The following is a 23,223-nucleotide window of genomic DNA, read 5'->3' on the forward strand; positions in this document are numbered from 1 at the left end:
GGGGCCGCGTACGCTCCGGGGATGCAGCCGCAGGACCTGGTACGCGACCACACGATCTACGCCTGTGTCATGGGCTCCCGCGCCTTCGGCCTGGCGACGGACGCCAGCGACACCGACCGGCGCGGGGTGTTCCTCGCGCCGACCCCGCTGTTCTGGCGGTTCGACAAGCCGCCGACGCATGTGGAGGGGCCGGGCGAGGAGCGCTTCTCCTGGGAACTGGAACGGTTCTGCGAGCTGGCGCTGCGCGGCAACCCGAACATCCTGGAGTGCCTGCACTCCCCGCTGGTGGAGCACGTGGACGACACCGGCCGCGAGCTGCTGTCCCTGCGCGGCGCCTTCCTGTCCCGGCAGGCGTACGACACCTTCACGCGGTACGCCCTCGGCCAGCGCGGGAAGCTCGACGCCGACGTCCGCACGACGGGCGCCCCGCGCTGGAAGCACGCGATGCACCTGCTGCGGCTGCTGATGAGCGCCCGGGACCTGCTGCGCACCGGCGAGCTGGTGATCGACGTCGGTGAGCAGCGCGAGCCCCTGCTGGCGGTGAAGCGCGGCGAGGTGCCGTGGGCCGGGGTCGAGGCGTGGATGGTCCGGCTGGCGGCCGAGACCGAGGAGGCCCTGCGGGGCAGCCCGCTGCCGCCGGAGCCGGACCACGCGCGCGTGGCCGGCTTCCTGCACCGGGTGCGCCGGGCCTCAGCCCGCCAGGCGGAGCCGGACCACGAGGTCGTGCAGGGCGTCGTGGGCGCCCGCTGCGTCGGGCAGGGCTGAGCCGGCCTGCGCCTCGTCGAGCACGGCGTGCAGCCGCTCCACGTCGGCCTCGACGCGCTCGCGGTCGACGTCGGCCGCGCCGTGCTCCCTCTCCCGCTTGGCGGCTATCAGCTCGGGCAGGTAACCGGGCCCGCCGCCCTCCTCCAGCAGGGTGGGCAGATGGGCCTGCATCTCGCCGCTGCGCATGAGGTGGATGCCGGTGAGCAGCACGCGGAAGGTGTAGAGCAGCGGCTTGAGTTCGCCGGTCTTCTCGAACAGCCGCCACTGGGTCACCGCGAACCCGCGGTAGTGGTGGGCGTGGTGGCCGGTGAGGACGCCGGGGGCCAGGGAGACCAGCTCCCGGTGCGCCTCGGAGGTGTGCACGACCAGGGGCGAGAGCAGCTGCTCCAGCACATAGCCGTTGCGGCGGAGCATCAGCCGGACGAACTTGCGCAGGTCGTGCGTGACGAGGTCCAGCTCGACGCCGTACCGGACCCAGGCCCGCGAGCGGGTCTCCTCCGGCTCGTGCAGTCCGACGAGGTCGGCGGCGGGGAGCAGATGGACGCCCCGCAGGTCCACGTCGGAGTCCTGCGAGGGGAAGCCGTAGAGATGGGCTCCGGAGACGGTGGCGAACAGCAGCGGGTCGGGCTGCTGCGCGACCACCGGGGTCAGGTCGATGCCGAGGTCGTCGATCATGGGCCAAGCGTCCCAGAGCGCTCCGGGGACCGACAGGTCACGTCGGTGATCGACACGGACCACCGCCGCCTTGCGCCGCCGGCACGACGGCGCAAGGGGGCGGTGGTCGGGCGTCCTAGAGGTCGACTTCCTTCATCAGCATGCCCACCTCGGTGTTCGACAGCCGGCGCAGCCAGCCGGACTTCTGGTCGCCCAGGGTGATCGGACCGAAGGAGGTGCGCACCAGCTTCTCCACCGGGAAGCCCGCCTCCGCCAGCATGCGGCGCACGATGTGCTTGCGGCCCTCGTGCAGGGTGACCTCGACCAGGTAGTTCTTGCCGGTCTGCTCGACCACCCGGAAGTGGTCCGCGCGCGCGTAGCCGTCCTCCAGCTGGATGCCGTCCTTCAGGCGCTTGCCGAGGTCGCGCGGGATCGGGCCCACGATGGCCGCGAGGTACGTCTTCTTCACGCCGTACTTGGGGTGGGTCAGCCGGTGCGCCAGCTCGCCGTGGTTGGTGAGCAGGATGACACCCTCGGTCTCGGTGTCCAGCCGGCCGACGTGGAAGAGCCGGGTCTCGCGGTTGGTGACGTAGTCACCGAGGCACTGCCGGCCCTCCGGGTCCTCCATGGTGGACACCACGCCCGCGGGCTTGTTCAGCGAGAAGAACTGGTACGACTGGGTCGCGACCGTCAGACCGTCGACCTTGACCTCGTCCCTCTCCGGGTCGACGCGCTTGCCCTGCTCGGTGACGATCTCGCCGTTCACCTCGACCCGCGCCTGGTCGATCAGCTCCTCGCAGGCCCGCCGGGAGCCGTAGCCCGCGCGCGCGAGCACCTTCTGCAGCCGCTCGCCCTCCTGCTCGGCGCCGGGGAAGGTCTTGGGCAGCCTGACGTCCTTCTTGCCGGCGTACCGCTCGCGGTTGCGCTCCTCGACCCGGGTCTCGTACTCACGGGAGCGCGCCGGGGCCGTACGGCCGTCCTGGCGGCCCTGCTTGGGGCCGCCCTTGGCGCCGCCCCGCGCGGCACCGCCGCGACCGGACTTGGGGCCCTCCTTGGTGGCTCCGGGGCCCACGTCGTAGCGGCGCTCCTCGGGGCGGGGCTTGCGGGGCCGGCCCTGCCCCTGCTTGTTGTCCCTGTCGTTGCCGGCACCGCGGTAGTTACCGCGCCCGCCGCTCTTGCCGCTGCCGCTGCTTCGCATCAAGGTTTCCGTCTTAGTCGTCTGCGTCCTGACCGCCGGGCGCGTCGGGCGCGTCCGGGTCGAACGACGGGACCCCTTCCTGGGTCTCGGCCTCGATCGCCTCCGCCTCGGGGAGGAAGGGCGCGAGCTCCGGAAGCTCGTCCAGGCCGCGCAGGCCCATCCGCTCCAGGAAGTAGTTCGTCGTCCTGTACAGGATCGCACCTGTTTCGGGTTCCGCGCCCGCCTCCTCGACCAGACCGCGCTGCAGCAGGGTGCGCATCACACCGTCGCAGTTCACTCCGCGTACGGCGGAGACGCGGCTGCGGCTGACCGGCTGGCGGTAGGCGACGACCGCGAGGGTCTCCAGTGCCGCCTGGGTGAGCCGGGCGGTCTGCCCGTCCAGGACGAGCCGTTCGACGGCCGGCGCGTAGCCGGCGCGGGTGTAGAAGCGCCAGCCGCCGGCCACGAAGCGCAGCTCGAAGCCCCGGCCCTGCGCGGTGTACTCGTCGGCCAGCTCGCGCAGGGCGTCGCCGACCTGCCGCCGGGGCCGCTCCAGGATCCTCGCCAGGTGCTCCTCGGTCGCGGGCTCGTCCACGACCATGAGCATCGCCTCCAGCGCGGGCTTCAGGTCGAGGTCGGCGGTCTCGCTCATGCCTTCTTCTCCTCCTCGGGCGCCTGGGGCGGCCGGTCGAACTCGTCCGTGACCACCGGCGCCTCGCTCCCGTCCCCGCCGGTCCAGCGCACCAGCAGCTCGCCGAGGGCGCTCTCCTGGTCCAGGGCGACGGCCTTCTCGCGGTACAGCTCCAGCAGCGCCAGGAACCTCGCCACGACCGTGAGGGTGTCCTCGGTGTCCTCGACCAGCACCCGGAAACTGGCCTCGCCCAGCTCCCTCAGCCGCGTGACCACGATGCCGGCCTGCTCCTGGACGCTGACCAGCGGGGCGTGGATGTGGTCCACGTAGACCTGCGGCCTGGGCCTGGGCTGCATGGCCTTGACCGCCAGCCGGGCGAAGCCCTCGGCGCCGATGCTGATGACGACCTCGGGGAGCAGCTCGGCGTGCTGCGGTTCCAGGCCGACGGTACGGGGCCACCGGCGGGCCTCGTCGTCGAGGCGCCCGGCGAAGATGTCGGCGATCTGCTTGTAGGCGCGGTACTGGAGCAGCCGCGCGAACAGCAGGTCCCTGGCCTCCAGCAGGGCCAGGTCGGCCTCGTCCTCCACCTCTGCGGCGGGCAGCAGCCGGGCCGCCTTGAGGTCGAGCAGGGTGGCGGCGACGACGAGGAACTCGGTGGTCTGGTCCAGGTCCCAGTCGGGTCCCATGGCCCGGATGTGCGCCATGAACTCGTCGGTGACCTTCGACAGCGCGACCTCGGTGACGTCCAGCTTGTGCCGGGAGATCAACTGGAGAAGCAGGTCGAAGGGCCCCTCAAAGTTCGCCAGCCGCACCTTGAAGACACCGTCGGGGACCTCGGGGTCGTGGGGGGCTTGGGTGTCCTGGGCAGCCTCGGCCCCGGGCTCCTGGGGCGCCCCGGGGTCCCGGGCCGCATCGGCGTCGGGCTCGTGAGGGGCCTGGACGGCTTCGGCCTCGGGCTCGTGAGGGGACCGGACAGCTTCGGCGTCGGGCACCTCGACGGGCGCCACCGGTACGGAGACCTCGGCGGCCGGCTCGGCGGATGCCGCGGGCGGCTCGGTCGGGGCGGTGCCCGGGCCTCGCCCCAGCGCACGCCGGCGGGCGGCGGGGGCGCCGGGGGGAGGGGGTCCGTTCGAGGTCATGGCCCCCGCAGGCTACCGCTACCGCCCGCGCAGCCGGCGTACGAGGATGCTCGCGTCCCCGCGGGACTCCAGGTCGGCCAGGACCACGGCCACCGCCTCCCGGACGATCCGCCCGCGGTCCACCGCGAGCCCGTGCTCGCCGCGGAGCACGAGCCGCGCGTGCTCCAGGTCCATCAGCTCCTCGGCCGAGACGTACACGGTGATCTTCTCGTCGTGTCGTTCGCGTCCGCTGGGCCGCCGGGCCGCCGACCGCCCGCGCTTGCGCGGCTGCGCGGCGGCAGAACCTTCCTGCGCCCCCTGCCGGCGCGCCGGGCGGGTGCGGGACTCGGCGTCGGCCGGATCGGCCTCCGCCGCCGCGTGCTCCGCTCCCTCTCCGTCGCCGCCCCGGACGGGCACAGACTGCGGTGCGTCCTCGGCGGCGGCCGCCTCGTCGCTCTCCCCCGCGGGAGCCGGCACCCGGGCCTCACCGTTGGTCCCGCGCCGGGGCGTGGACGGCTGGAGCGCCATCCCCCCGGTCGTGCGGAACAGTTCGTCGGCCCCGGGCAGACTCACTCGGCGTGACACCGGGCGAGCACCTCCCTGGCGAGCTGGCGGTAGGCGGCGGCACCGACGGAGTTGGAGGCGTAGGTGGTGATCGGCTCACCGGCGACCGTGGTCTCCGGGAAGCGGACCGTGCGCCCGATGACCGTGTGGTAGACGTGGTCGTCGAAGGCCTCGACCACACGGGCCAGGACCTCGCGGCTGTGCACGGTGCGCGAGTCGTACATCGTGGCGAGGATGCCGTCCAGTTCCAGCTCGGGGTTGAGCCGTTCCTGGACCTTCTCGATGGTCTCGGTCAACAGGGCCACACCGCGCAGGGCGAAGAACTCGCACTCCAGCGGCACGATCACCTTGTGAGCGGCCGTCAGGGCGTTGACGGTGAGCAGGCCGAGCGAGGGCTGACAGTCGATCACGATGTAGTCGTAGTCGGGCAGCAGCGGCTTCAGCGCCCGCTGAAGCGTCGACTCGCGCGCGACCTCGGAGACCAGCTGGACCTCGGCGGCCGACAGGTCGATGTTGGAGGGCAGCAGGTCCATGTTGGGGACCGCCGTCTTCAGCAGGACCTCGTCCGCGGACATGCCCCGCTCCATGAGCAGGTTGTAGACGGTGAGGTCCAGCTCCATGGGGTTGACGCCGAGACCGACCGACAGCGCGCCCTGCGGGTCGAAGTCCACGAGCAGCACACGCCGGCCGTACTCCGCGAGCGCGGCACCCAGGTTGATGGTCGACGTCGTCTTGCCGACGCCGCCCTTCTGGTTGCACATCGCGATGATCTTCGCGGGGCCGTGGTCGGTCAGCGGGCCCGGGATCGGGAAGTACGGCAGCGGGCGTCCGGTCGGGCCGACGCGCTCACGGCGCTGGCGGGCCGCGTCGGGCGCGAGCGTGGCCGCGTACTCGGGATCGGGCTCGTACTCGGCGTCGGGGTCGTAGAAGTGCCCCTCGGGCAGTTCGTCGTAGTCGGCGAAGTGGTTGTGGGGCGCGCCACTTCCGTCGCCGGCCATGGCGTTCACGTGATGGCCATCCATGCTCTGGTGTGCTGTCCGGGCCGCGGGCGGACCGGAACTCTGGTGGGCTGCGAAGGTGCGCACAGCGACGGAGCCGACAGCCTCGGATCCCGCGGGGCCCTGGCCCCGTGCAGGCGTTCCTGGTTGACCACCCCCGGGAGAAAATGTCGACTCATTCACAAGTCGTCTTACCTCCTTGGTGACCAGGAAACTTCTAGACAAGGTCAGCGTGGCACCATGCCGACGGTTGGCGACTCTATGGCGTGTCGGCGGTCCGCAGCAACACAATCCGCCGGACCCGGCAGGATGTGTCGGCAATGAAACATCTCGCTGTCAAGGGCGTACGGCCGTCGCACAGCAGGTTTCACCGGTGTGCGAATCGGTCGAAGGGTTACGTTCGAGGCGAGTTGACCGAGAGCCGCAAAGTGACCATACACACATCCGGCCGGACCTTGTCGGGCAAGGTCCGGCCGGGTGCGTGCTGTTGACGACCCGTGTTGACGAATCGCCTTTTGCGTCAGCCGAGAAGGCTCTCCAGCTCCACGTGCTCCAGGCCGTGGGCCTCGGCGACCTCCTTGTAAACGACCTTGCCGTCATGGGTGTTGAGACCCTTGGCGAGCGCCTCGTCGCGGCGCAGCGCCTCCACCCAGCCGTTGTTGGCGAGCGAGACGATGTACGGCAGCGTGGCGTTGGTGAGGGCGTTGGTGGAGGTGTTCGGCACCGCGCCCGGCATGTTGGCGACGCAGTAGAAGACCGAGTTGTGCACGCGGAAGGTCGGCTCGGCGTGCGTGGTGGGGCGGGAGTCCTCGAAGCAGCCGCCCTGGTCGATCGCGATGTCGACAAGAACACTTCCCGGCTTCATCCGGGAGACCAGCTCGTTGGTGACGAGCTTCGGGGCCTTGGCGCCCGGGATGAGGACCGCGCCGATGACGAGGTCGGCGTCGAGGACGGCCTTCTCCAGCTCGAAGGAGTTGGACATGATCGCCTTGACCTTCGTACCGAAGATCCGGTCGGCCTCGCGCAGCTTGTTGATGTCGCGGTCGAGCAGGGTCACCTCGAAGCCCATGCCGACGGCGATCTGGGTGGCGTTCCAGCCGGAGACGCCGCCGCCGATGACGACGGCCTTGGCCGGGGTCACGCCCGGGACACCGCCCGGCAGCACGCCGCGGCCGCCGGCCGCGCGCATCAGGTGGTAGGCGCCGACCTGCGGGGCCAGCCGGCCCGCGACCTCGGACATCGGGGCGAGCAGCGGCAGGGCGCGGTTCGCCAGCTCGACGGTCTCGTAGGCGATGGCCGTGGTGCCGGACTCCAGCAGCGCGTCCGTGCACTCCTTGGAGGCGGCCAGGTGCAGGTAGGTGAAGAGCGTCTGGTCCTTGCGCAGGCGGTGGTACTCCTCCGCGATCGGCTCCTTGACCTTGAGCAGCAGGTCGGCGTCGGCCCAGACCTCGTCCGCGGTGTCCAGGATGGCGGCACCGGCGGAGACGTACTCCTGGTCCGTGATCGAGGAGCCGAGACCGGCGCCCCGCTCGATGACGACGTGGTGGCCGTTGCGCACCAGCTCGTGCACGCCGGCGGGGGTGATGGCCACCCGGAACTCGTTGTTCTTGACCTCGCGGGGGATGCCGACCTTCACGTCGATCACGGTCCTTGGCTCAGAGGGTATGGGGGTGCACTACAGACGTACCCGAACATGCGGGGGCATACCGGGAGACACCGCAGGAGAACGTGCGGCAGAGCCAGTCTAATGAAGGTGTTCCGGCTGTCTAGCCTTTCATTGCATCAATCTTCACTGGAAGCGGTACGGATTTCGCAGGCGTTAGCAGCGTGTTCCTGCCGTGCGTCGTCCTCCGGGGGCTCCTCACCCAGCATGCGCTCGGCGGCGGCGCGGTGCAGGCGGGCCGCCGCGAAGTCGCCGAGCCGGTCCAGGGTGTCGGCGAGCCGCAGCTGCACCGCGGCCTGCAGCCGCGCGTCCTCGGCGCGCCGCGCCCACTCCACCGCCTCCAGGCAGGTGCGCAGCGAGTCCTCGGGCCGCCCCGCGTACTCCTGCACCCGGGCGATCTCGCTCAACGCCCGCGCGCTGGCGGCGACATCACCGCTCCTGCGGTAGCCGGCGAGGGCGGCCCGCCAGTTCCTGAGCGCCTCGCCGTAGCGCCCGGCGTAGGTGTGGGCGGTGCCGATACGGCCGTACAGCCGGGCGGCCTCCGGGCGCTCGCCCCGGGCCAGCCGGTCGGCCAGCGCCCGGCCGAACCAGTCGGCGGCCCGGTCGTGGTCCCCCAGCTCCTGGTAGGCACCGCCTACGGATTCCATCGCGCGGCTGGTCGCGTACGGGTCGTTCGCCTCGCGTCCGGCGTCCAGCGCGGCCCGGTAGCGGGCCAGCGCTTCCCGGGTGCGGCCGGTCTGCGCGTCCAGATCGCCCAGGTTCAGCAGGGCGGCGGCCTTCTCCCGGGGCAGCCCGCGCCGCTCGGCGACATCCAGGACCAGGCCGTGCACGCCGTACAGGTCGGGTGCGGCGGCCTGCGTGCCGACATGCGCCGCCAGGGCCCTGACCAGCTGGGACATCAGCCGGCGGGCGAGGGTGTCCAGCTCGCCGTCGGCCACCGCGAGGCGTGCGGAGGCCAGCAGGGCGGGCCGCCGGATGCGCAGCCAGTCGGCGGCGGCCCGCGGGTTGGGGAAGCGCAGCGCGGGCGGCATGCCGCTCAGCTTCTCCCGGGCCTGCGGGCTGTCGGTCTCGGTGATCGCCCGGCAGGACTGGAGCAGCCGTACCGTCCGCTCCAGCATCCGGGCCCGGGCCAGCTGCAGCTCGGCCGGCCGCTCCTGGCTCTCGGCGAGGGCGCGCAGCAACGGGTGCAGGCAGCCGGGGACCTCGTACTGGGGCAGCGGGGTGGGCACCGCGCGCAGCAGGCCGAGGGCGACGAGGTCGTCCAGGGTGGTGCGGGCGGCGTCGACCGAGCAGCCGGCCAGCGCCGAGGCGGTGTGCGGGTCGGCCAGGCCGGCCGGGGCGAGGCACAGCAGCCGTAGTATCCGGGCGGCCGGTCCGGGCAGCTGCTCGTACACGAGCCGGAAGACACGGGAGAGCGGGGTGCCGTCGGTGCCGCCCTCGGTCTCCGCGTGCAGGCGTTTGGCCAGGTCGGAGACGGCGGTCCTGGGGTGGGCGGCGAGCCAGCCGCCGGCCAGCACCAGCGCGGCCGGGTGGCCCTGGCAGGCCTCCACCAGGCTCTCCGCGGAGCGCGGGTCGACGGTGATGCGGACCGAGCCGGTGTGCCCGTTGAGCAGTTCCAGCGCGGACTTGGTGTCGAGGCCGCCGAGCGTGCAGGGGCGGACGTCCGCGATGCCGGTGAGCGGGCCCTGGGACACGGCCACCACCAGGCAGTCCGGGGCGTCCGGGAGCAGTGCGTCGACCTGGTCGGCGCCGGCCGCGTCGTCCAGCAGCAGCAGCGTCCGCCGGCCGGCGAGGGCCGCGCGCAGGGCCGCGGCCAGGTCCTCCTCGGAGGCCCCGGCGGGGGCCGGCAGCTCCAGCGCGGCCAGCAGGTCGCGGGCCGCCTGTTCGACCGGGACCGGGGTGCCGCCGGGCTCGCTCAGCCGGGCCCGCAGCACTCCGTCGGGGTAGCGGCCGGCGACCTGCCGGACGAGTTCCTCGGCGAGGCGGGTGCGTCCGGAGCCGGGGCGTCCGGCGATGAGGAGGACGCGCGCGCGAGGGGCCTTGCGGCCGGAGAGGGTGTCCAGGCCCGCGCGTTCGATGTCGGCGCGCAGCTCCTTCAACTCCCGGCTACGGCCCAGGAAGCGGTCCTTCGTGGCCGGCTGTGCGGGCAGTTCCGCACCGTCTGGGTCCACCGCCTGATCCGTCACGGGCCACACTCCCGTCCCACCGCACGCGCAAGCCCGCCGGTGTCTTCCGGACGGGCGCTGAAAAGCCTAGTTCACGCTCTGCGACGTTCCGGGAGGAGCGCGGCGGACGGATCGCCCGATCGGATCAGGCGATCGTCACACCAGTAGCCCGGACGGGTGCGGGGGCCGCCGGCCGTGGCCGGTTCAGGACGTGAAGGGGCGCGCGGGCCATGGCGCGTCGGCGGGCCGCAGCGCGTCCAGGCCGTCCGCGCCGCGCGCCGCCACCAGGGACAGGACGCCGACGACCAGGCAGTTGTTGTGCACGTCGCCGGCCAGGACGCGGCGCACCAGTTCCCCGACCGGCACCCGCGCGTGCTCCATGTCGGTCTCCTCGTGCTCCGCCGCGAAGCGCTCGCCGTCCGCGTCGGACAGGCCGCGGGCCAGGAAGATCCGTACGGCCTCGTCACAGCCGCCGGGGGTGGTGTACACGTCGGTCAGCACCCGCCAGTCCTCGGCCTTGACGTGCGCCTCCTCGTACAGCTCGCGCTGGGCGGCGTGCAGCGGGTTCTCGCCGGGCACGTCCAGCAGGCCGGCCGGGATCTCCCACAGCTTGTGCCGCACCGGGTGCCGGTACTGGTTGATCAGCAGGACCCGGTCCTCGTCGTCCAGGGCGAGGACGGCAACGGATCCGGGGTGGACCTGGTAGTCGCGGCGGGCGACCGAGCCGTCGGGCATGACCACGTCGTCCGTGCGGACGGCGGTCTTGTTGCCCGTGAACGGGGTGTCCGTGGCCCGGATCTCCCACTCCTCGGGGGTGTCCTTGATCGTCATGCCCTGTCCTCCCACACACGTTCCGCGAGACCGGCAGAAAGCAGCCGGGGTGCCCACCTGTGAAGGTATGCACCCCGGCCACCGTACAACCGGTGTGTTACTTCGAGATCTTCCGCTCGACCGAGGCCTTCACCAGGCCCGCGAACAGCGGGTTCGCGCGGGTCGGCCGCGAGCGCAGCTCGGGGTGCGCCTGCGTGGCGACCAGGTAGGGGTGGACCTCCCGGGGGTACTCCACGTACTCCACGAGCTTGCCGTCGGGCGAGGTGCCGGAGAAGACGATGCCGGCCTTCTTCTCCAGTTCCGCGCGGTAGGCGTTGTTGACCTCGTAGCGGTGGCGGTGGCGCTCCTCGACGTACTCCTTGCCGTCGTAGACCTCGCGGACGATGGAGCCCTCGGCGAGCTTGGCCGGGTACATGCCCAGCCGCATCGTGCCGCCCATGTCGCCCTCCCCGGCGACGATGTCGAGCTGCTCGGCCATGGTGGAGATCACCGGGTGGGCGGTGGCGGGGTCGAACTCGGTGGAGTTGGCGTCCGGGATGCCGGCCAGGTTGCGGGCGGCCTCGATCACGATGCACTGCAGGCCCAGGCACAGGCCCAGCAGCGGGATCCGGTTCTCCCGGGCGTAGCGGATCGCGCCGACCTTGCCCTGCACACCGCGGTCGCCGAAGCCGCCGGGGATGCAGATGCCGTCCACGTCCGCGAGCTGGGCCTCGGCGCCGGCCGGGGTCTTGCAGTCGTCGGAGGTCACCCACTTGATCTTCACGCGGGCGCGGTTGGCGAACCCGCCGGCGCGCAGGGCCTCGGTGACCGACAGGTAGGCGTCGGGCAGGTCGATGTACTTGCCGACCAGGGCCAGGGTGATCTCGTGGTCGGGGTTGTGGACGCGGTCGAGCAGGTCGTCCCAGGTCGTCCAGTCCACGTCCCGGAACGGCAGGTCGAGCTTGCGCACCACGTAGGCGTCCAGGCCCTCGGCGTGCACGACCTTCGGGATGTCGTAGATCGAGCGGGCGTCGGGGCAGGCGACGACGGCGGCCTCGTCGACGTCGCACATCAGGGAGATCTTCCGCTTGATCGCGGTCGGGACCTCGCGGTCGCAGCGCAGCACGATCGCGTCCGGCTGGATACCGATGTTGCGCAGCGCGGCCACCGAGTGCTGGGTCGGCTTGGTCTTCAGCTCACCCGACGGGCCGATGTAGGGCAGCAGGGAGATGTGCACCACGAACACGTTGTCCCGGCCGACCTCGTGGCGGACCTGGCGGACGGTCTCCAGGAACGGCAGCGACTCGATGTCGCCCACCGTGCCGCCGACCTCGGTGATGACCACGTCGACCTCGTCGGTGGCCATGCGGCGGATACGGTGCTTGATCTCGTTGGTGATGTGCGGGATGACCTGCACCGTGTCGCCCAGGTACTCGCCGCGCCGCTCCTTGGCGATCACGGTGTTGTACACCTGGCCGGTGGTGACGTTCGCCGAACCGTCCAGGTCGCGGTCGAGGAAGCGCTCGTAGTGGCCGATGTCCAGGTCGGTCTCGGCGCCGTCATTGGTGACGAACACCTCACCGTGCTGGAAGGGGTTCATCGTGCCCGGGTCGACGTTCAGATACGGGTCGAGCTTCTGCATCACGACCCGCAGGCCCCGCGCCTTGAGCAGCATGCCCAGGCTGGAGGCGGTCAGACCCTTGCCGAGCGAGGAGGCGACACCCCCGGTGACGAAGATGTGCTTGGTCGTCGTGGTTTTGGGCGGCATGGCCAAGAGGGGGCTCCCGTGGTCGCGGTCTGGGGGGTGCGGTCCGGCCTCCGGCCCGGCGCTGCCGGGGGTGCCGTCGCTGCGGTTCGGGGGTTTTCGCCCACCGGTCCACGGGCTACCAGCGTAACAGCGCCTGGCAGGGATGGCGTCCGGCCACGCTCCGCAGCCGGCCGCCCACGCGTTGCCGCCACGGCGGTCACTCGTGTCACTCTGGATGCGGTGTGGACACACCGTCCTCACCCGGTGCTCACCCGTTCGGCCCACACCGGTTGCCCAGAGCGGCACGCAGATCATCTACGTGCGTCGTATCCTGCTCGGACATTCTCTGCCGAGCCCGGCCGGAACGACGGCACACCCCCGCCAACATCACCCGGAACAACGAGAGCGCGGCAGTTCGTTGAGCAAAGACTGTCGTGTTGCCTCAGGGCTCGGCGGGCTGCTTTGCTTCACCGCTCAACGACGCACAACAACGACCCCTTGACCGCATCAGCGACAGCCCCCTGCGCGGGGGTGTGACGTGGCCGTTCGACTGGAGTTGCACGTGGCCGGGCGCATCGAAGACTACGCACTCATCGGAGACATGCAGACAGCGGCGCTGGTCTGCCGGGATGGCACGGTGGACTGGCTGTGCCTGCCCCGCTTCGACTCGCATGCCATCTTCGCCGGCCTGCTGGGCACCGAGGAGCACGGCTTCTGGCGGCTCGGCCCGGCGCACGCCGCCGACGCCGAGCCGCCCACGGCCGCCCGGCGCGGCTACCGCGGCGACTCGCTGATCCTGGAATCCGAGTGGGACACCCCGCGCGGCACCGTCCGTGTGACCGATTTCATGCCCCCGCGTGACGGCGCCCCGCAGCTGATCCGGATCGTGGAGGGCGTCACCGGCCGGGTGCCGATGCGCTCGGCCCTGCGGATGCGGTTCTCCTACGGCCGGGTGGTGCCCTGGGTGCACCGGAACGACGAGGGCCGCACGGTGGCCGTCGCCGGCCCGGACTCGGTGTGGTTCGACACCGAGGCGGAGACCTACGGCAAGGCGCTCACCACGTACGCCGACTTCACGGTCGCCCCGGGTGACCGGATCGCGTTCACGATCTCGTGGCAGCCCTCGCACAAGGAGCCGCCGCCGCTGCCGGAGCCCGAGGCCTCGCTGGAGGCGACGGAGGACTTCTGGCGCGAGTGGGTCGAGCACTGTACGTACCACGGGCCGTACCGCGAGGCCGTGGTCCGCTCGCTGATCACCCTGAAGGCGCTGACGTACGCCCCGACCGGCGGCATCGTCGCCGCCCCCACCACCTCCCTGCCGGAGGACATCGGGGGCGTGCGCAACTGGGACTACCGCTACACCTGGCTGCGGGACGCGGCGATCACGCTGTCCTCGCTGCTGCGCACCGGCTACCGCGAGGAGGCCCGCGCCTGGCGCGAGTGGCTGCTGCGCGCGGTCGCCGGCGACCCGGAGAACCTGCAGATCATGTACGGCATCGCCGGCGAGCGCGAGCTGGGCGAGGCGGAGCTGGACTGGTTGCCGGGCTACGAGAACTCGGCCCCGGTCCGGGTCGGCAACGGCGCCGCGCACCAGCTCCAGCTGGACGTCTACGGCGAGGTCACCGAGGCCCTGCACCTGGGCCACATGACGGGCCTGGCCCGCAACGACTACGCCTCGCTGCTCCAGCTGAAGCTGATCCGCTACCTGGAGGACCACTGGCAGGAGCCGGACGAGGGCATCTGGGAGGTGCGCGGCCCGCGCCGGCACTTCGTGCACTCCAAGGTGATGGCCTGGGTCGCGGTGGACCGCACGATCAAGCTGATCGAGTCCGGGGACGCGGACGGCCCGCTGGAGCGCTGGCGCGAGCTGCGCGACGACATCCACCGGGACGTCTGCGAGAAGGGCTACGACAAGGAGCGCAACACCTTCACGCAGTCGTACGGCTCGCAGGAGCTGGACGCCTCGCTGCTGCTCATCCCGCAGATGGGCTTCCTGCCGCCGGACGACAAGCGGGTGATCGGCACGATCGAGGCGATCCAGCGCGAGCTGTCCACGCCGGACGGGTTCATCCTGCGCTACCCGACGGAGGGCTCCGACGCGGGCGTCGACGGCCTGCCGGGCGACGAGGGCGCCTTCCTGGCCTGCTCGTTCTGGATGGCGGACGACCTGGCGATGATCGGCCGGGTGGACGAGGCCCGCAAGCTGTTCGAGAAGCTCCTCGCGCTGCGCAACGACCTCGGTCTGCTCGCCGAGGAGTGGGACCCGCGGCTGAAGCGGCAGGTGGGCAACTTCCCGCAGGCCTTCAGCCACGTCCCGCTGATCGACACGGCCCTGCGCCTGACGGCCTCGGGCGCCTACGGCGGCTAGCACGGCCGCCCCGGCCTAGGCTGGAAGCCGGACCTCCGCTCCACGGCCCGGCAAGGGGGCGGCCATGGCTTCCAAGGCGCACACCGCCCTCGCGGCGCTCCGCGCGGAGCTGGCCGGCGAGGTCTTCGCGCCGGGGGATCCCGGGTACGACGACGCGCGGGCCGTCCCCAACGCCAGGACCGACCGGCGTCCGGCCGTGATCGCCCGGTGCGCGCACGTGACGGACGTGGTGCGGGCCGTGCGCTTCGCGCGGGAGCTTGACCTGCGCGTCGCGGTGCGCGGCGGCGGCCTCGGCCTCGCGGGCACCCGGGTGGACGGCGCGCTGGAGGTGGACCTGCGCCGGATGCACCAGGTGACCGTCGACCCGGCGGCCGAGGCGGCCCGGGTGGGCGGTGGGGCGACGGTGGCCCACCTCGACCGGGCCACGCTGCCCCACGGCCTCGCGGCGACCGTCGGCCGGGCCCCGGGCGTCGGCGTCGCCGGCTGCGTCCTGGGCGGCGGCACCGGCCCGCTGGACCGCGCCGTCGGACCCGTCGCGGACCATCTCATCGGGGTGGAGCTGGTCACCGCCGACGCCGAGCGGGTGCGCGCCGACCCCGACGAGAACCCGGAGCTGTTCCGGGCGCTGCACGGCGCGGGCGGCAATTTCGGCGTCGCGACCGCGCTGACCCTGGCGCTGCACGAGCTGCCCCGGCTCGCCGCCGTCGCGGTGCTGTACCCGCCGGAGTCCGGCCCGGCCGCGGTACGCGCGTTCCGCGAGGTCGTCGACGCGGGCCCGGACCAGGTGGGCGGGACGGCACTGTGCCTGTCCGGGCGGACGGGACCGGGCTGCGCCGTCCTGGTGACGTACGCGGGCGGCGAGGAGGAGCTGCGCCCGCTGGTCCGGCCGCTGACGGCGCTGCCGCACGAGGCGGAGGTGTACGGCGCTTGGGCGCTGGGGCTGCCGTACCCGCCCGGGCGGATGCGGGCCAACTGGTCGGCCCGGTGTCTGACCGGTCTGCCCGACGCGGCCGTGGACGCCGTCTGCGCCCTCGCGGCGGACCTGCCGGTGCCGGGTTCCCGGCTCATGCTGCTGCCGCTCGGCGGATCGGTCGCCGCCGCGGCCACGGATCATTCGCTGCCCTACCAGCGGGCGGCCTGGATCGTGCACCCCTACGCCCGCTGGACGGACCCGGCCGACGACGAGCGGGCCCTCGCCTGGGTCCGGGAGGTGTGCGCCGGCGTACGCCCCTGGAGCGCGGATGCCGTCCCCCTCACCCTCGTCGGCGACGAGGGCCCCGAGCGGGTCCGGGCGGGACTCGGCGAGGGGAACCTGCTGCGTCTGGAGAAGGTGAAGCGGCGGTACGACCCCGACAACGTCTTCCGTTTCAACCACACCGTCCGGCCGCTGTAGCCGGGAGCTGTCCTGAGGAGGTCGTCGCAGGTAGCGTCGCCGCATGGACAGCCGTACGGACCACCGACTCGACACCCAGGGCGCCGGCATCACCGTGCGGCGGGCACTGGAGCTGCCCGGGCTGCGCAGCGGACTCCCGGAGGTCCTGGCGGGCGCCGACCGGCTCGGCCGTACCGTGCGCTGGGTGCACGCGGGCGAGGTCCCGAACATCGCCTCGCTGCTCAAGGGCGGTGAGCTGCTGCTCACCACCGGCTACGGCCTGGGCACCCGGCCGGCCGAGCAGCGGGCGTTCGTGCGGACCCTGGCCGAGCGGGGGATCGCCGCCCTGGTGGTGGAGCTGGGCCCGCGGTTCGCCCGGCTGCCGGCCGCCCTGGTGGACACGGCCCGGGCGGCCGGTCTGCCGCTGGTCCAGCTGCACCGCGAGGTGCCGTTCGTGACGGTGACCGAGGAGATCCACACCGAGATCGTCAACGGCCACTACGCGCTGCTCCAGCGCGCGGAGGAGGTGCACCGGCGCTGCACCGAGGCGCTGCTGGGCGGCGGCGGGGTGCCGCAGGTGCTGGGCATCCTCGCCGACTTCGGCGACAACCCGGTGTTCCTGGAGACGGCCGACGGCCGGCTGCTGTACGCCGCCGGTGCCGGGCCCGAGGGCGCGGACCCGCTCCAGGTGTGGGAGGGGCTGCGCGGCCCGCACAAGGAGGCCCCGCCGCCCGCGGGTTCGGTGCTGGTGGACGTGCCGGGCGGCGGCCCGGGTACGGCGGGTTCGGTGCGGGCCCGCCTGGTGCTGCTGCCGGTGCGCTCCCCGCTGTCCCCGGTGCACCGGATCGCCGCCGAGCGGGCCGCGGGCATCCTGGCCGTGGTGCTGATGCAGGCCCGGCAGGAGGAGGAGCTGGCGGCGCGCGGGCGCGGCGACTTCCTCACCGATCTCGCCGAGGGCCGGATCACGGCGGAGGACGCCCCGGCGCAGGCCCGGGTCCTCGGCTTCAAACCCGGCGGCAGCCCGCTGCTTCCGGTGGTGATGCGGATCGGGGACACCCTCACTCCCGGCGGGGGCTGGGCGGTGCTGGCCCGGGCGGTCTCCGAGGAGCTGGCCGCGGTGGGCGTGCCGGTGCTGCTCGGGGTGCGGCCCGTGGAGGGCCGGGTGCTGGTGCTGCTGGGGCTGCGCTCGGAGTCGGAGCGGGCGGCGGTCGCGGACCGGGTGGCGGCGGCGCTGCGGGCGGGCGTGGAGCGGGCCGGGATGCGCCGGCCGGGCTCGCCGCCGCCGGTGGTGGTCGTCGGGGTGGCGGGCGGCTGGGCGGCGGCCTCGGCGGGGCTGCGGCACGCGGCGGAGACGGCGACGGCGGCCCAGGGCCTGACCGACCGGCCCTGGTACGACGCCCGGCGCCTCGACATCGACCTGCTGCTGTGGCGGCTGCGCGAGCACCCGGACCTGGCGGCGTTCGTGGACCGCGCGATCGGCCCGCTGCGCGATCACGACCACCGCTCCAAGCCGCCGCTGCTGCCGACCCTGGAGACCTATCTCGCGCACGCCGGCCGCAAGGCGGAGACGGCCCGCGAGCTGCACCTGAACCGGCAGACGCTGTACAACCGGCTGGCCCGGATCGGGGAGTTGCTGGGCACCGACCTCGACGACCCGCAGACGGTACTGGCGTTGAGCCTGGCCCTGCGCGCCCGCCGGCACGTGCCCTAGCTAGGCCAGCGGTCTCGGCTGGGTCAACTCGTCGTACACGCTGAGCACTTGGGCGACCGTCTCGTCCTCGGTGGGCCAGGTGGCGGCCTGTCGCGCGCCGCGCTCCCGCAGCAGCGCGCACCGCTCCGGCTCGGCGAGCAGGCGGACGACGGTGTGGGCGAGGGCGTCCGGGTCGCCGTAGGGGACGAGTTCGGCGGCGTCGCCGACGAGGTCCGGGATGCCGCCGACGCGGGTGGCGACGAGCGGCACGCGCGCGTGCAGGGCCTCCTGGGCGAGCACGGACCGCGACTCCCATCTGCTGGTCAACAGGGCCAGGTCGGCGGCGGCGAGCAGCTCGGAGGCGTCGTCCCGGTGGCCGATGAGCCGCACCGGCAGTTCCTCGTCCTCGATCCGCCGTTGCAGCACCGGCCGCAGTGGGCCCTCGCCGGCGACGACGACGAGCGGTGCCGGGTCCAGGTCCCGCCAGGTGCGGGCCGCGTCGAGCAGCACGTCGTAGCCGCGGTGGCGGTCCAGGGAGCCGACGGCGATGAGCAACGGGCGTCCGGTGGCGCCGAGTTCGGCGCGGATCTTGGGCCGCAGCCGGTCGGGGTCGTCCAGGCCGTCGTCGGGGGCGTCGGGACCGGGGGCGGCCGCGCCGAGGAGGCCGCCGGGCCGGCGCCGGGCCGGCAGGGCGACGGCAGCGAGCCGGGCGTCCCGGGCGCCGGTCCGCCGGGCCCGGTCGACCAGGTCGGAGCTGGTGCCGAGGACCACGGCCGCGGTCTTCACCACCCGTCGCTCCAGCATCCGCAGCAGATGGGCCCGCGGGCCCTCGGCGTGGGCCCGGTTGTGCCAGGTGACCACCAGCGGGGTGGTGCGGCCGCCGAGCGCGAGCACGGCCCGGAAGGAGGCGTGCAGGCCGTGCGCGTGCACCAGGTCGGCGTGGGCGCAGGCCGTGCGGAGCGCGGCCACCGAGACCGGGTCGCTGCTGCGCGGCACGTGCACGTGGTCGGCGCCGGCCCCGGTGAAGTCGTAGGCGCGGTCCGCCTCGGCGGGGGCGCACACCGTGACGCGCACGCCCCTCGCCACGAGCCCCTCGGCCAGGGAGCGCACGTGCGCGCTGCTGCCGGCGTTGCCTCCGCCGAGCACCTGCACGGTGCGCAGCGGCGACTGGCCGTGCGGTGCCTTGCTGCTCACGGGGGTCACGGGGGCCGGGGCTCCTGGTTCACGGCGGGGGCGGTCACGAGGGAACGTACAGAAGGTAGCGGGCTGCGGGGGGCGGAGGGACGCACCTCGCGCGCCTCCCGCGCGGACCGTCCGGACCCCCTGCCCGCCCCGTCTTCCCCGTCAAGCATGCCAGCCCGTACGGCCGTTCAGGGCCATTCGGGAGGGCGTACCGCGCGGCGGCCCGGGGCAATGCGCCGGAGCACATCACCCACACGGGTGAAGGAACCCGTGCCCCGGCCGAACGCCGTGCGCGGGCGTCCGACGAGGTCAGCCGCCCGCGCCGGCCGTGCCCGCGCACTCCCCCGGTCGTCTCACCGGGCAACGCCGGCCGGTCCGACGGCGCACGGGAGCAGCCCCCGCGCGCCGGTTTCCCACCCCGACCGCCACCCCGGCGCGAAACCGGGAACGCACGCCCCCAGCGCGGGGAGGAGCGCCCGGCCCGGGCTCAGGCGTCGGCCCTGGCCGTCGCCAGGAGTTCCTCGGCGTGGGCGCGGGCCGTCTCGGAGTCCTCCTGGCCCGCCAGCATCCGGGACAGCTCGCGGATGCGTTCCTCGCCCTCCAGGACCTTCACGCCGGAGCGGGTGACGGAGCCGTCGTCGGTCTTCTCCACCAGCAGCTGGCGGTCGGCGAACGCGGCGACCTGGGGCAGGTGGGTGACCACGACGACCTGCGCGGTCCTGGCGAGCTTGGCCAGCCGCCGTCCGATCTCGACGGCCGCCTTGCCGCCGACACCGGCGTCGACCTCGTCGAACAGGTACGTCGGCACCGGGTCGGTGCCCGCGAACACGACCTCCACGGCCAGCATGACGCGGGACAGCTCACCGCCGGAGGCGCCCTTGGCGATGGGCCGTGGCGGGGCGCCCGGGTGCGGGGCGAGCAGCAGCTCGACCTCGTCTGCGCCCGAGGAGCCGTAGGCGACCGGCCGGCCGCCGACCTCGACGCCCTCCGGGTCCTCGGTCTGCCGGATGTCGAAGGACACGCGCGCGTGGGGCATCGCCAGCGAGGCCAGCTCGGCGGTCACCGCGGCGGCGAACCGCTCGGCGGCCTCCGTCCGCGCGTCCGTCAGCGCCTGGGCGAGCCCGCCCAGTTCGGTGCGCAGGGCGTCGCGCTCGGCGGTCAGCTCCCCGATCCGCTCGTCGTCGCCGTCCAGCTCGGTCAGCCGCGCCGCGCTCCGCTCGGCCCAGGACAGGACCGCGCTCACGTCCTCGCCGTACTTGCGCGTCAACGCGGTCAGCGCGGCCCGGCGCTCCTCCACCGCGGCCAGCCGCAGCGGGTCGGCGTCGAGGTCGTCGGCGTACCCCGCCAGTTCACCGGCCACGTCACCGAGCAGGATGCCGATCTCGCCGATGCGGTCGGCGAGCTGGGCCAGCGACGGATCGTGCGCCCGCACCGCCTCCAGGGCCCGGTGGGCGCCCGCGACGAGCGTCGAGGCGTCGATGCCCTCGGGGTCCTCCGGGTTGCCCGCCAGGGCGGCGTGCGCGGCCGTCGCGGCGGACGCCAGCGCCTCGGCGTGCCCGAGCCGCTCGGCCTCCTCGGCCAGCTCCACGTCCTCCCCGGCCCGCGGCTCCACGGCGGCGATCTCGTCGAGCCCGTAGCGCAGCATGTCGGCTTCCTGCGCCCGCTCACGCGCGCGCGTGGTGATCTCCTCCAGCTCGGCGGAGACGGCCCGCAGCCGCTTGTACGCCTCGGTGTACTTGGCGAGCGGCACGGCGACGGTGTCGCCCGCGTACCGGTCCAGCGCCTGCCGCTGCCGGGACAGCTTCAGCAGCCCCTGCTGGTCGGTCTGCCCGTGCACGGCCACCAGGTCGTCGGCCAGCTCGGCGAGCAGCCCGACGGGCACACTGCGGCCGCCCAGGTGCGCCCGGGAGCGGCCCTCGGCGGAAACGGTACGGCTGATCAGCAGGGCCCCGTCGTCCAGCTCGGCCCCGGCCTCCTCGGCGCGCACGACGGCGGCGGTGCCGGCGGGTACGGCGACCCGGCCCTCCACGACCGCCTTCTCCGCCCCGATCCGCACGAGCGCCGGGTCCGCCCTGCCACCGAGCAGCAGCCCCAGGCTGGTGACCACCATGGTCTTGCCCGCACCCGTCTCACCGGTGACGGCGGTGAACCCCGGCGACAGCTCGACGACAGCGTCGTCGATGACCCCGAGCGACCGTATCCGCATCTCCTCCAACACGGAACAGACCATACGAGGTCCGGGGCGGGGAGTGCACATGGCCCGCCCTTGTCACTCCGAGGAGTGGTGCGGCGCCCCCCGCCATCCCGTGGTGGGCAACGCGAACTTCGCCACCAACCGGTCCGTGAAGGACGAATGGTGCAACCGGGCGAGCCGCACCGGCACGGCCCCGCGCCGCACCTCCACCCGCGCCCCCGGCGGCAGCTCCACGGTCCGCCGCCCGTCGCACCACAGCACGCCCGGCGGGATGTGCGGCAGCACCTCCACCGCCAGCACCGAGTTCGGCGAGGTCACCAGCGGCTTCGCGAACAGCGCGTGCGCACTGATCGGCACCATCAGCAGCGCCTCCACCTCCGGCCACACCACCGGTCCCCCGGCGGAGAAGGCGTAGGCGGTGGATCCGGTGGGCGTCGACAGGACCACCCCGTCGCACCCGAAGCCCGTCACCGGCCGCCCGTCGATCTCCAGCACGACTTCCAGCAGCTTCTCGGCGCCGGCCTTCTGCACGGCCGCCTCGTTCAGCGCCCAGTCGGTGTGCACGATGTCCCCGTTGCGGTGCACGACGACGTCGACGGTCATCCGCTCCTCGACCTCGTAGGACCGGGCCACCACCCGGTCCACGACCCGGTCGAGGTCGTCCCGCTCGGCCTCCGCGAGGAACCCGACGCGCCCGAGGTTGACGCCGAGCATCGGCACCCCGGACGCCCGGGCGAACTCCGCGCCGCGCAGCAGGGTGCCGTCGCCGCCGAGCACGATCAGCAGCTCGCACCCGTCGAGGCACTGGGGGGTGGCCTCCTTGACCAGCTGCACCTCGTCCGGCAGCGGCAGGTCGCGCGCCTCCTCCTCCAGCACCCGCACCCCGATGCCATGCCGCAGCAGGCCCTTGACGACGAGTTCCGCGCTGCGGATCGCCGCGGGCCGCCCGGTGTGGGCGAGCAGGAAAACCGTACGCGCCAGGTTCTGTGTCAACGCGGCCCCTCCGCCACTGCACGGTCGACGTCGGCCGGGTCCACCCGGGGTGCACCCGCCCGCAGCCAGAGAAAGTACTCGACGTTCCCCGAGGGGCCGGGCAGCGGACTCGCGGTGACACCCTGCACCCCGAGCCCCAGCTCCCAGGCCTTCTCGGCCACTGCCCGCACGGCCTCCGCCCGCAGCTGCGGACTCCGTACGACACCCCCGCTGCCCAGCCGCTCCCTCCCCACCTCGAACTGCGGCTTGACCATCATCACCAGGTCGGCGTCCGCCCTCACGCACCGCTTCAGGGCCGGCAGCACCAGCCCGAGCGGGATGAAGGACAGATCGCCCACGACAAGATCCACCGGTTCCCCATCGATCGCCTCAAGCGTCAACTCGCGTACGTTCGTACGGTCCTTGACGGTGACGCGTTCATCGCTCTGGAGAGACCAGGCGAGCTGTCCGTACCCGACGTCGACGGCGACGACGTGCGCGGCGCCCGCGCGCAGCAGGACGTCGGTGAAGCCGCCGGTGGAGGCGCCCGCGTCCAGCGCGCGCCGGCCCTCGACCACGAGCCCCTGCGGGACGAAGGCCGCCAGCGCGCCGGCGAGCTTGTGCCCGCCCCGGGAGACGTACTCCGGATCGCTGTCGTCGGCCTGGACGACGATCGCCGCCGCGGTCTCCACCTGCGTGGCCGGCTTGGTCGCCACGGTCTTGCCGACGGTGACCCGGCCGGCGGCGATCAGCTGGCTGGCGTGCTCGCGCGAGCGGGCGAGCTTCCGGCGGACCAGCTCCGCGTCGAGACGGCGGCGTGCGACTCCTGCCACGTTCGGTTCAGCTCCTGCTCTGGTACGGCGCCGGTGACGCCGGGTACGACGGTGAGGGCGCCGGAGGTCCCGGGCGGGCGTCGAGCGCGGTGAGCGCGTCGCGCAGCCCCCGGTGTACATCCTCGTACACCTCCAGGTGGCCGTCGGTGGGGAGGTGGTCGGCGTCGGCCAGCCGGTCCAGCCGGGCGTCGACCTCGGCGTCGCCGGTGGGGGTGCGGGGGACGTTCAGGGGGGCGGGCGCCGCGGGGTCGGACGCGGGCGCCGCCTCGGTGCCGATCTCGGCATCGGACACGGACTCGCTCATGCCCAGACGCTACCCC

19 protein-coding genes are annotated in these 23,223 nt (G+C 73.4%); 4 read left to right on the forward strand and 15 right to left on the reverse strand.

Annotation, left to right across the window (positions count from 1 at the left end; all coding sequences use genetic code 11):
- Nucleotides 1-21: 21 nt before the first annotated feature.
- Complete coding sequence (locus tag ACZ3ZD_RS35540) at nt 22-765, forward strand: nucleotidyltransferase domain-containing protein (RefSeq protein WP_467407075.1); 744 nt, start codon at nt 22-24, stop codon at nt 763-765.
- Here ACZ3ZD_RS35540 and ACZ3ZD_RS35545 read toward each other — a convergent pair.
- From ACZ3ZD_RS35545 to ACZ3ZD_RS35590, 10 genes are all read right to left on the reverse strand, one after another.
- A complete protein-coding gene (locus ACZ3ZD_RS35545; protein ID WP_467407078.1) occupies nt 691-1,440 on the reverse strand; it encodes a nucleotidyltransferase domain-containing protein in 750 nt (249 codons plus the stop codon). The two genes, ACZ3ZD_RS35540 and ACZ3ZD_RS35545, sit on opposite strands and share 75 nt — an antisense overlap.
- A 115-nt stretch (nt 1,441-1,555) precedes the next feature.
- Nucleotides 1,556-2,617 carry a pseudouridine synthase gene (locus tag ACZ3ZD_RS35550; RefSeq protein ID WP_467407081.1) on the reverse strand — a complete coding sequence of 354 codons (1,062 nt, stop codon included), beginning with the start codon at nt 2,615-2,617 and terminating at the stop codon, nt 1,556-1,558.
- A 13-nt stretch (nt 2,618-2,630) separates the two neighbouring features.
- Nucleotides 2,631-3,248 (reverse strand): SMC-Scp complex subunit ScpB, encoded by a 618-nt coding sequence (gene scpB / locus ACZ3ZD_RS35555; protein WP_467407083.1) that lies wholly within the window; start codon nt 3,246-3,248, stop codon nt 2,631-2,633.
- Nucleotides 3,245-4,366, reverse strand: coding sequence for a segregation and condensation protein A (locus tag ACZ3ZD_RS35560; RefSeq protein ID WP_467407086.1), 1,122 nt, complete (start codon nt 4,364-4,366; stop codon nt 3,245-3,247). The genes scpB and ACZ3ZD_RS35560 overlap by 4 nt, the downstream gene beginning before the upstream one ends.
- An 18-nt stretch (nt 4,367-4,384) precedes the next feature.
- Complete coding sequence (locus tag ACZ3ZD_RS35565) at nt 4,385-4,930, reverse strand: hypothetical protein (protein ID WP_467407090.1); 546 nt, start codon at nt 4,928-4,930, stop codon at nt 4,385-4,387.
- On the reverse strand, nt 4,915-6,090 hold the full coding sequence (locus ACZ3ZD_RS35570; protein ID WP_467407092.1) for a ParA family protein: 1,176 nt from the start codon (nt 6,088-6,090) through the stop codon (nt 4,915-4,917). The genes ACZ3ZD_RS35565 and ACZ3ZD_RS35570 overlap by 16 nt, the downstream gene beginning before the upstream one ends.
- Before the next feature lie 337 nt (nt 6,091-6,427).
- Nucleotides 6,428-7,543 carry an alanine dehydrogenase gene (ald, locus tag ACZ3ZD_RS35575; RefSeq protein ID WP_467407145.1) on the reverse strand — a complete coding sequence of 372 codons (1,116 nt, stop codon included), beginning with the start codon at nt 7,541-7,543 and terminating at the stop codon, nt 6,428-6,430.
- Nucleotides 7,544-7,689: 146 nt separating this feature from the next.
- Nucleotides 7,690-9,756: a tetratricopeptide repeat protein gene (locus ACZ3ZD_RS35580; protein ID WP_467407095.1), complete on the reverse strand. Its 2,067-nt coding sequence runs from the start codon at nt 9,754-9,756 to the stop codon at nt 7,690-7,692.
- A gap of 183 nt (nt 9,757-9,939) precedes the next feature.
- On the reverse strand, nt 9,940-10,566 hold the full coding sequence (locus ACZ3ZD_RS35585; RefSeq protein WP_467407097.1) for an NUDIX domain-containing protein: 627 nt from the start codon (nt 10,564-10,566) through the stop codon (nt 9,940-9,942).
- A gap of 97 nt (nt 10,567-10,663) precedes the next feature.
- On the reverse strand, nt 10,664-12,313 hold the full coding sequence (locus ACZ3ZD_RS35590; protein WP_467407100.1) for a CTP synthase: 1,650 nt from the start codon (nt 12,311-12,313) through the stop codon (nt 10,664-10,666).
- A 541-nt stretch (nt 12,314-12,854) separates the two neighbouring features.
- On the opposite strand from ACZ3ZD_RS35590, the gene ACZ3ZD_RS35595 reads away from it, so the two are divergent.
- The 3 genes from ACZ3ZD_RS35595 to ACZ3ZD_RS35605 all read left to right on the forward strand — a co-directional run bounded on the left by ACZ3ZD_RS35595 (nt 12,855) and on the right by ACZ3ZD_RS35605 (nt 17,743).
- On the forward strand, nt 12,855-14,660 hold the full coding sequence (locus ACZ3ZD_RS35595) for a glycoside hydrolase family 15 protein (protein WP_467407148.1): 1,806 nt from the start codon (nt 12,855-12,857) through the stop codon (nt 14,658-14,660).
- A 64-nt stretch (nt 14,661-14,724) separates the two neighbouring features.
- Complete coding sequence (locus tag ACZ3ZD_RS35600) at nt 14,725-16,053, forward strand: FAD-binding oxidoreductase (RefSeq protein WP_467407103.1); 1,329 nt, start codon at nt 14,725-14,727, stop codon at nt 16,051-16,053.
- A gap of 43 nt (nt 16,054-16,096) precedes the next feature.
- Entirely contained in the window at nt 16,097-17,743 is a 1,647-nt protein-coding gene (locus ACZ3ZD_RS35605) for a PucR family transcriptional regulator (protein WP_467407108.1), read from the forward strand.
- Here the strand turns inward: ACZ3ZD_RS35605 and ACZ3ZD_RS35610 are convergent, their stop codons facing one another.
- From ACZ3ZD_RS35610 to ACZ3ZD_RS35630, 5 genes are all read right to left on the reverse strand, one after another.
- Nucleotides 17,744-18,925, reverse strand: a complete 1,182-nt coding sequence (locus ACZ3ZD_RS35610; RefSeq protein ID WP_467407112.1) for a glycosyltransferase family 4 protein — start codon at nt 18,923-18,925, stop codon at nt 17,744-17,746. It abuts the gene before it with no gap.
- Between the two features lie 466 nt (nt 18,926-19,391).
- Nucleotides 19,392-21,134 carry a DNA repair protein RecN gene (gene recN / locus ACZ3ZD_RS35615; protein ID WP_467407114.1) on the reverse strand — a complete coding sequence of 581 codons (1,743 nt, stop codon included), beginning with the start codon at nt 21,132-21,134 and terminating at the stop codon, nt 19,392-19,394.
- Nucleotides 21,135-21,173: 39 nt separating this feature from the next.
- Complete coding sequence (locus tag ACZ3ZD_RS35620) at nt 21,174-22,091, reverse strand: NAD kinase (protein ID WP_467407117.1); 918 nt, start codon at nt 22,089-22,091, stop codon at nt 21,174-21,176.
- A complete protein-coding gene (locus ACZ3ZD_RS35625) occupies nt 22,088-22,903 on the reverse strand; it encodes a TlyA family RNA methyltransferase (protein WP_467407119.1) in 816 nt (271 codons plus the stop codon). Before ACZ3ZD_RS35625 ends, ACZ3ZD_RS35620 begins: the two co-directional genes overlap by 4 nt.
- 7 nt (nt 22,904-22,910) lie before the next feature.
- The gene (locus ACZ3ZD_RS35630) at nt 22,911-23,207 is read right to left on the reverse strand and encodes a hypothetical protein (RefSeq protein WP_467407121.1); all 297 of its coding nucleotides are present in this window, start codon (nt 23,205-23,207) and stop codon (nt 22,911-22,913) included.
- Nucleotides 23,208-23,223 lie beyond the last annotated feature (16 nt).

Source organism: Streptomyces sp. NPDC023481 (assembly GCF_055560195.1).

What these genes read in the sequence shown, in the direction of transcription:
- ACZ3ZD_RS35545 (WP_467407078.1), bottom strand. Translation starts at nt 1,440, where the DNA reads ATGATCGACGACCTCGGCATCGACCTGACCCCGGTGGTCGCGCAGCAG.
- scpB (WP_467407083.1), bottom strand. Translation starts at nt 3,248, where the DNA reads ATGAGCGAGACCGCCGACCTCGACCTGAAGCCCGCGCTGGAGGCGATG.
- ACZ3ZD_RS35560 (WP_467407086.1), bottom strand. Translation starts at nt 4,366, where the DNA reads ATGACCTCGAACGGACCCCCTCCCCCCGGCGCCCCCGCCGCCCGCCGG.
- ACZ3ZD_RS35585 (WP_467407097.1), bottom strand. Translation starts at nt 10,566, where the DNA reads ATGACGATCAAGGACACCCCCGAGGAGTGGGAGATCCGGGCCACGGAC.
- ACZ3ZD_RS35590 (WP_467407100.1), bottom strand. Translation starts at nt 12,313, where the DNA reads ATGCCGCCCAAAACCACGACGACCAAGCACATCTTCGTCACCGGGGGT.
- ACZ3ZD_RS35605 (WP_467407108.1), top strand. Translation starts at nt 16,097, where the DNA reads ATGGACAGCCGTACGGACCACCGACTCGACACCCAGGGCGCCGGCATC.
- ACZ3ZD_RS35600 (WP_467407103.1), top strand. Translation starts at nt 14,725, where the DNA reads ATGGCTTCCAAGGCGCACACCGCCCTCGCGGCGCTCCGCGCGGAGCTG.
- ACZ3ZD_RS35630 (WP_467407121.1), bottom strand. Translation starts at nt 23,207, where the DNA reads ATGAGCGAGTCCGTGTCCGATGCCGAGATCGGCACCGAGGCGGCGCCC.
- ACZ3ZD_RS35550 (WP_467407081.1), bottom strand. Translation starts at nt 2,617, where the DNA reads ATGCGAAGCAGCGGCAGCGGCAAGAGCGGCGGGCGCGGTAACTACCGC.
- ACZ3ZD_RS35540 (WP_467407075.1), top strand. Translation starts at nt 22, where the DNA reads ATGCAGCCGCAGGACCTGGTACGCGACCACACGATCTACGCCTGTGTC.
- recN (WP_467407114.1), bottom strand. Translation starts at nt 21,134, where the DNA reads ATGGTCTGTTCCGTGTTGGAGGAGATGCGGATACGGTCGCTCGGGGTC.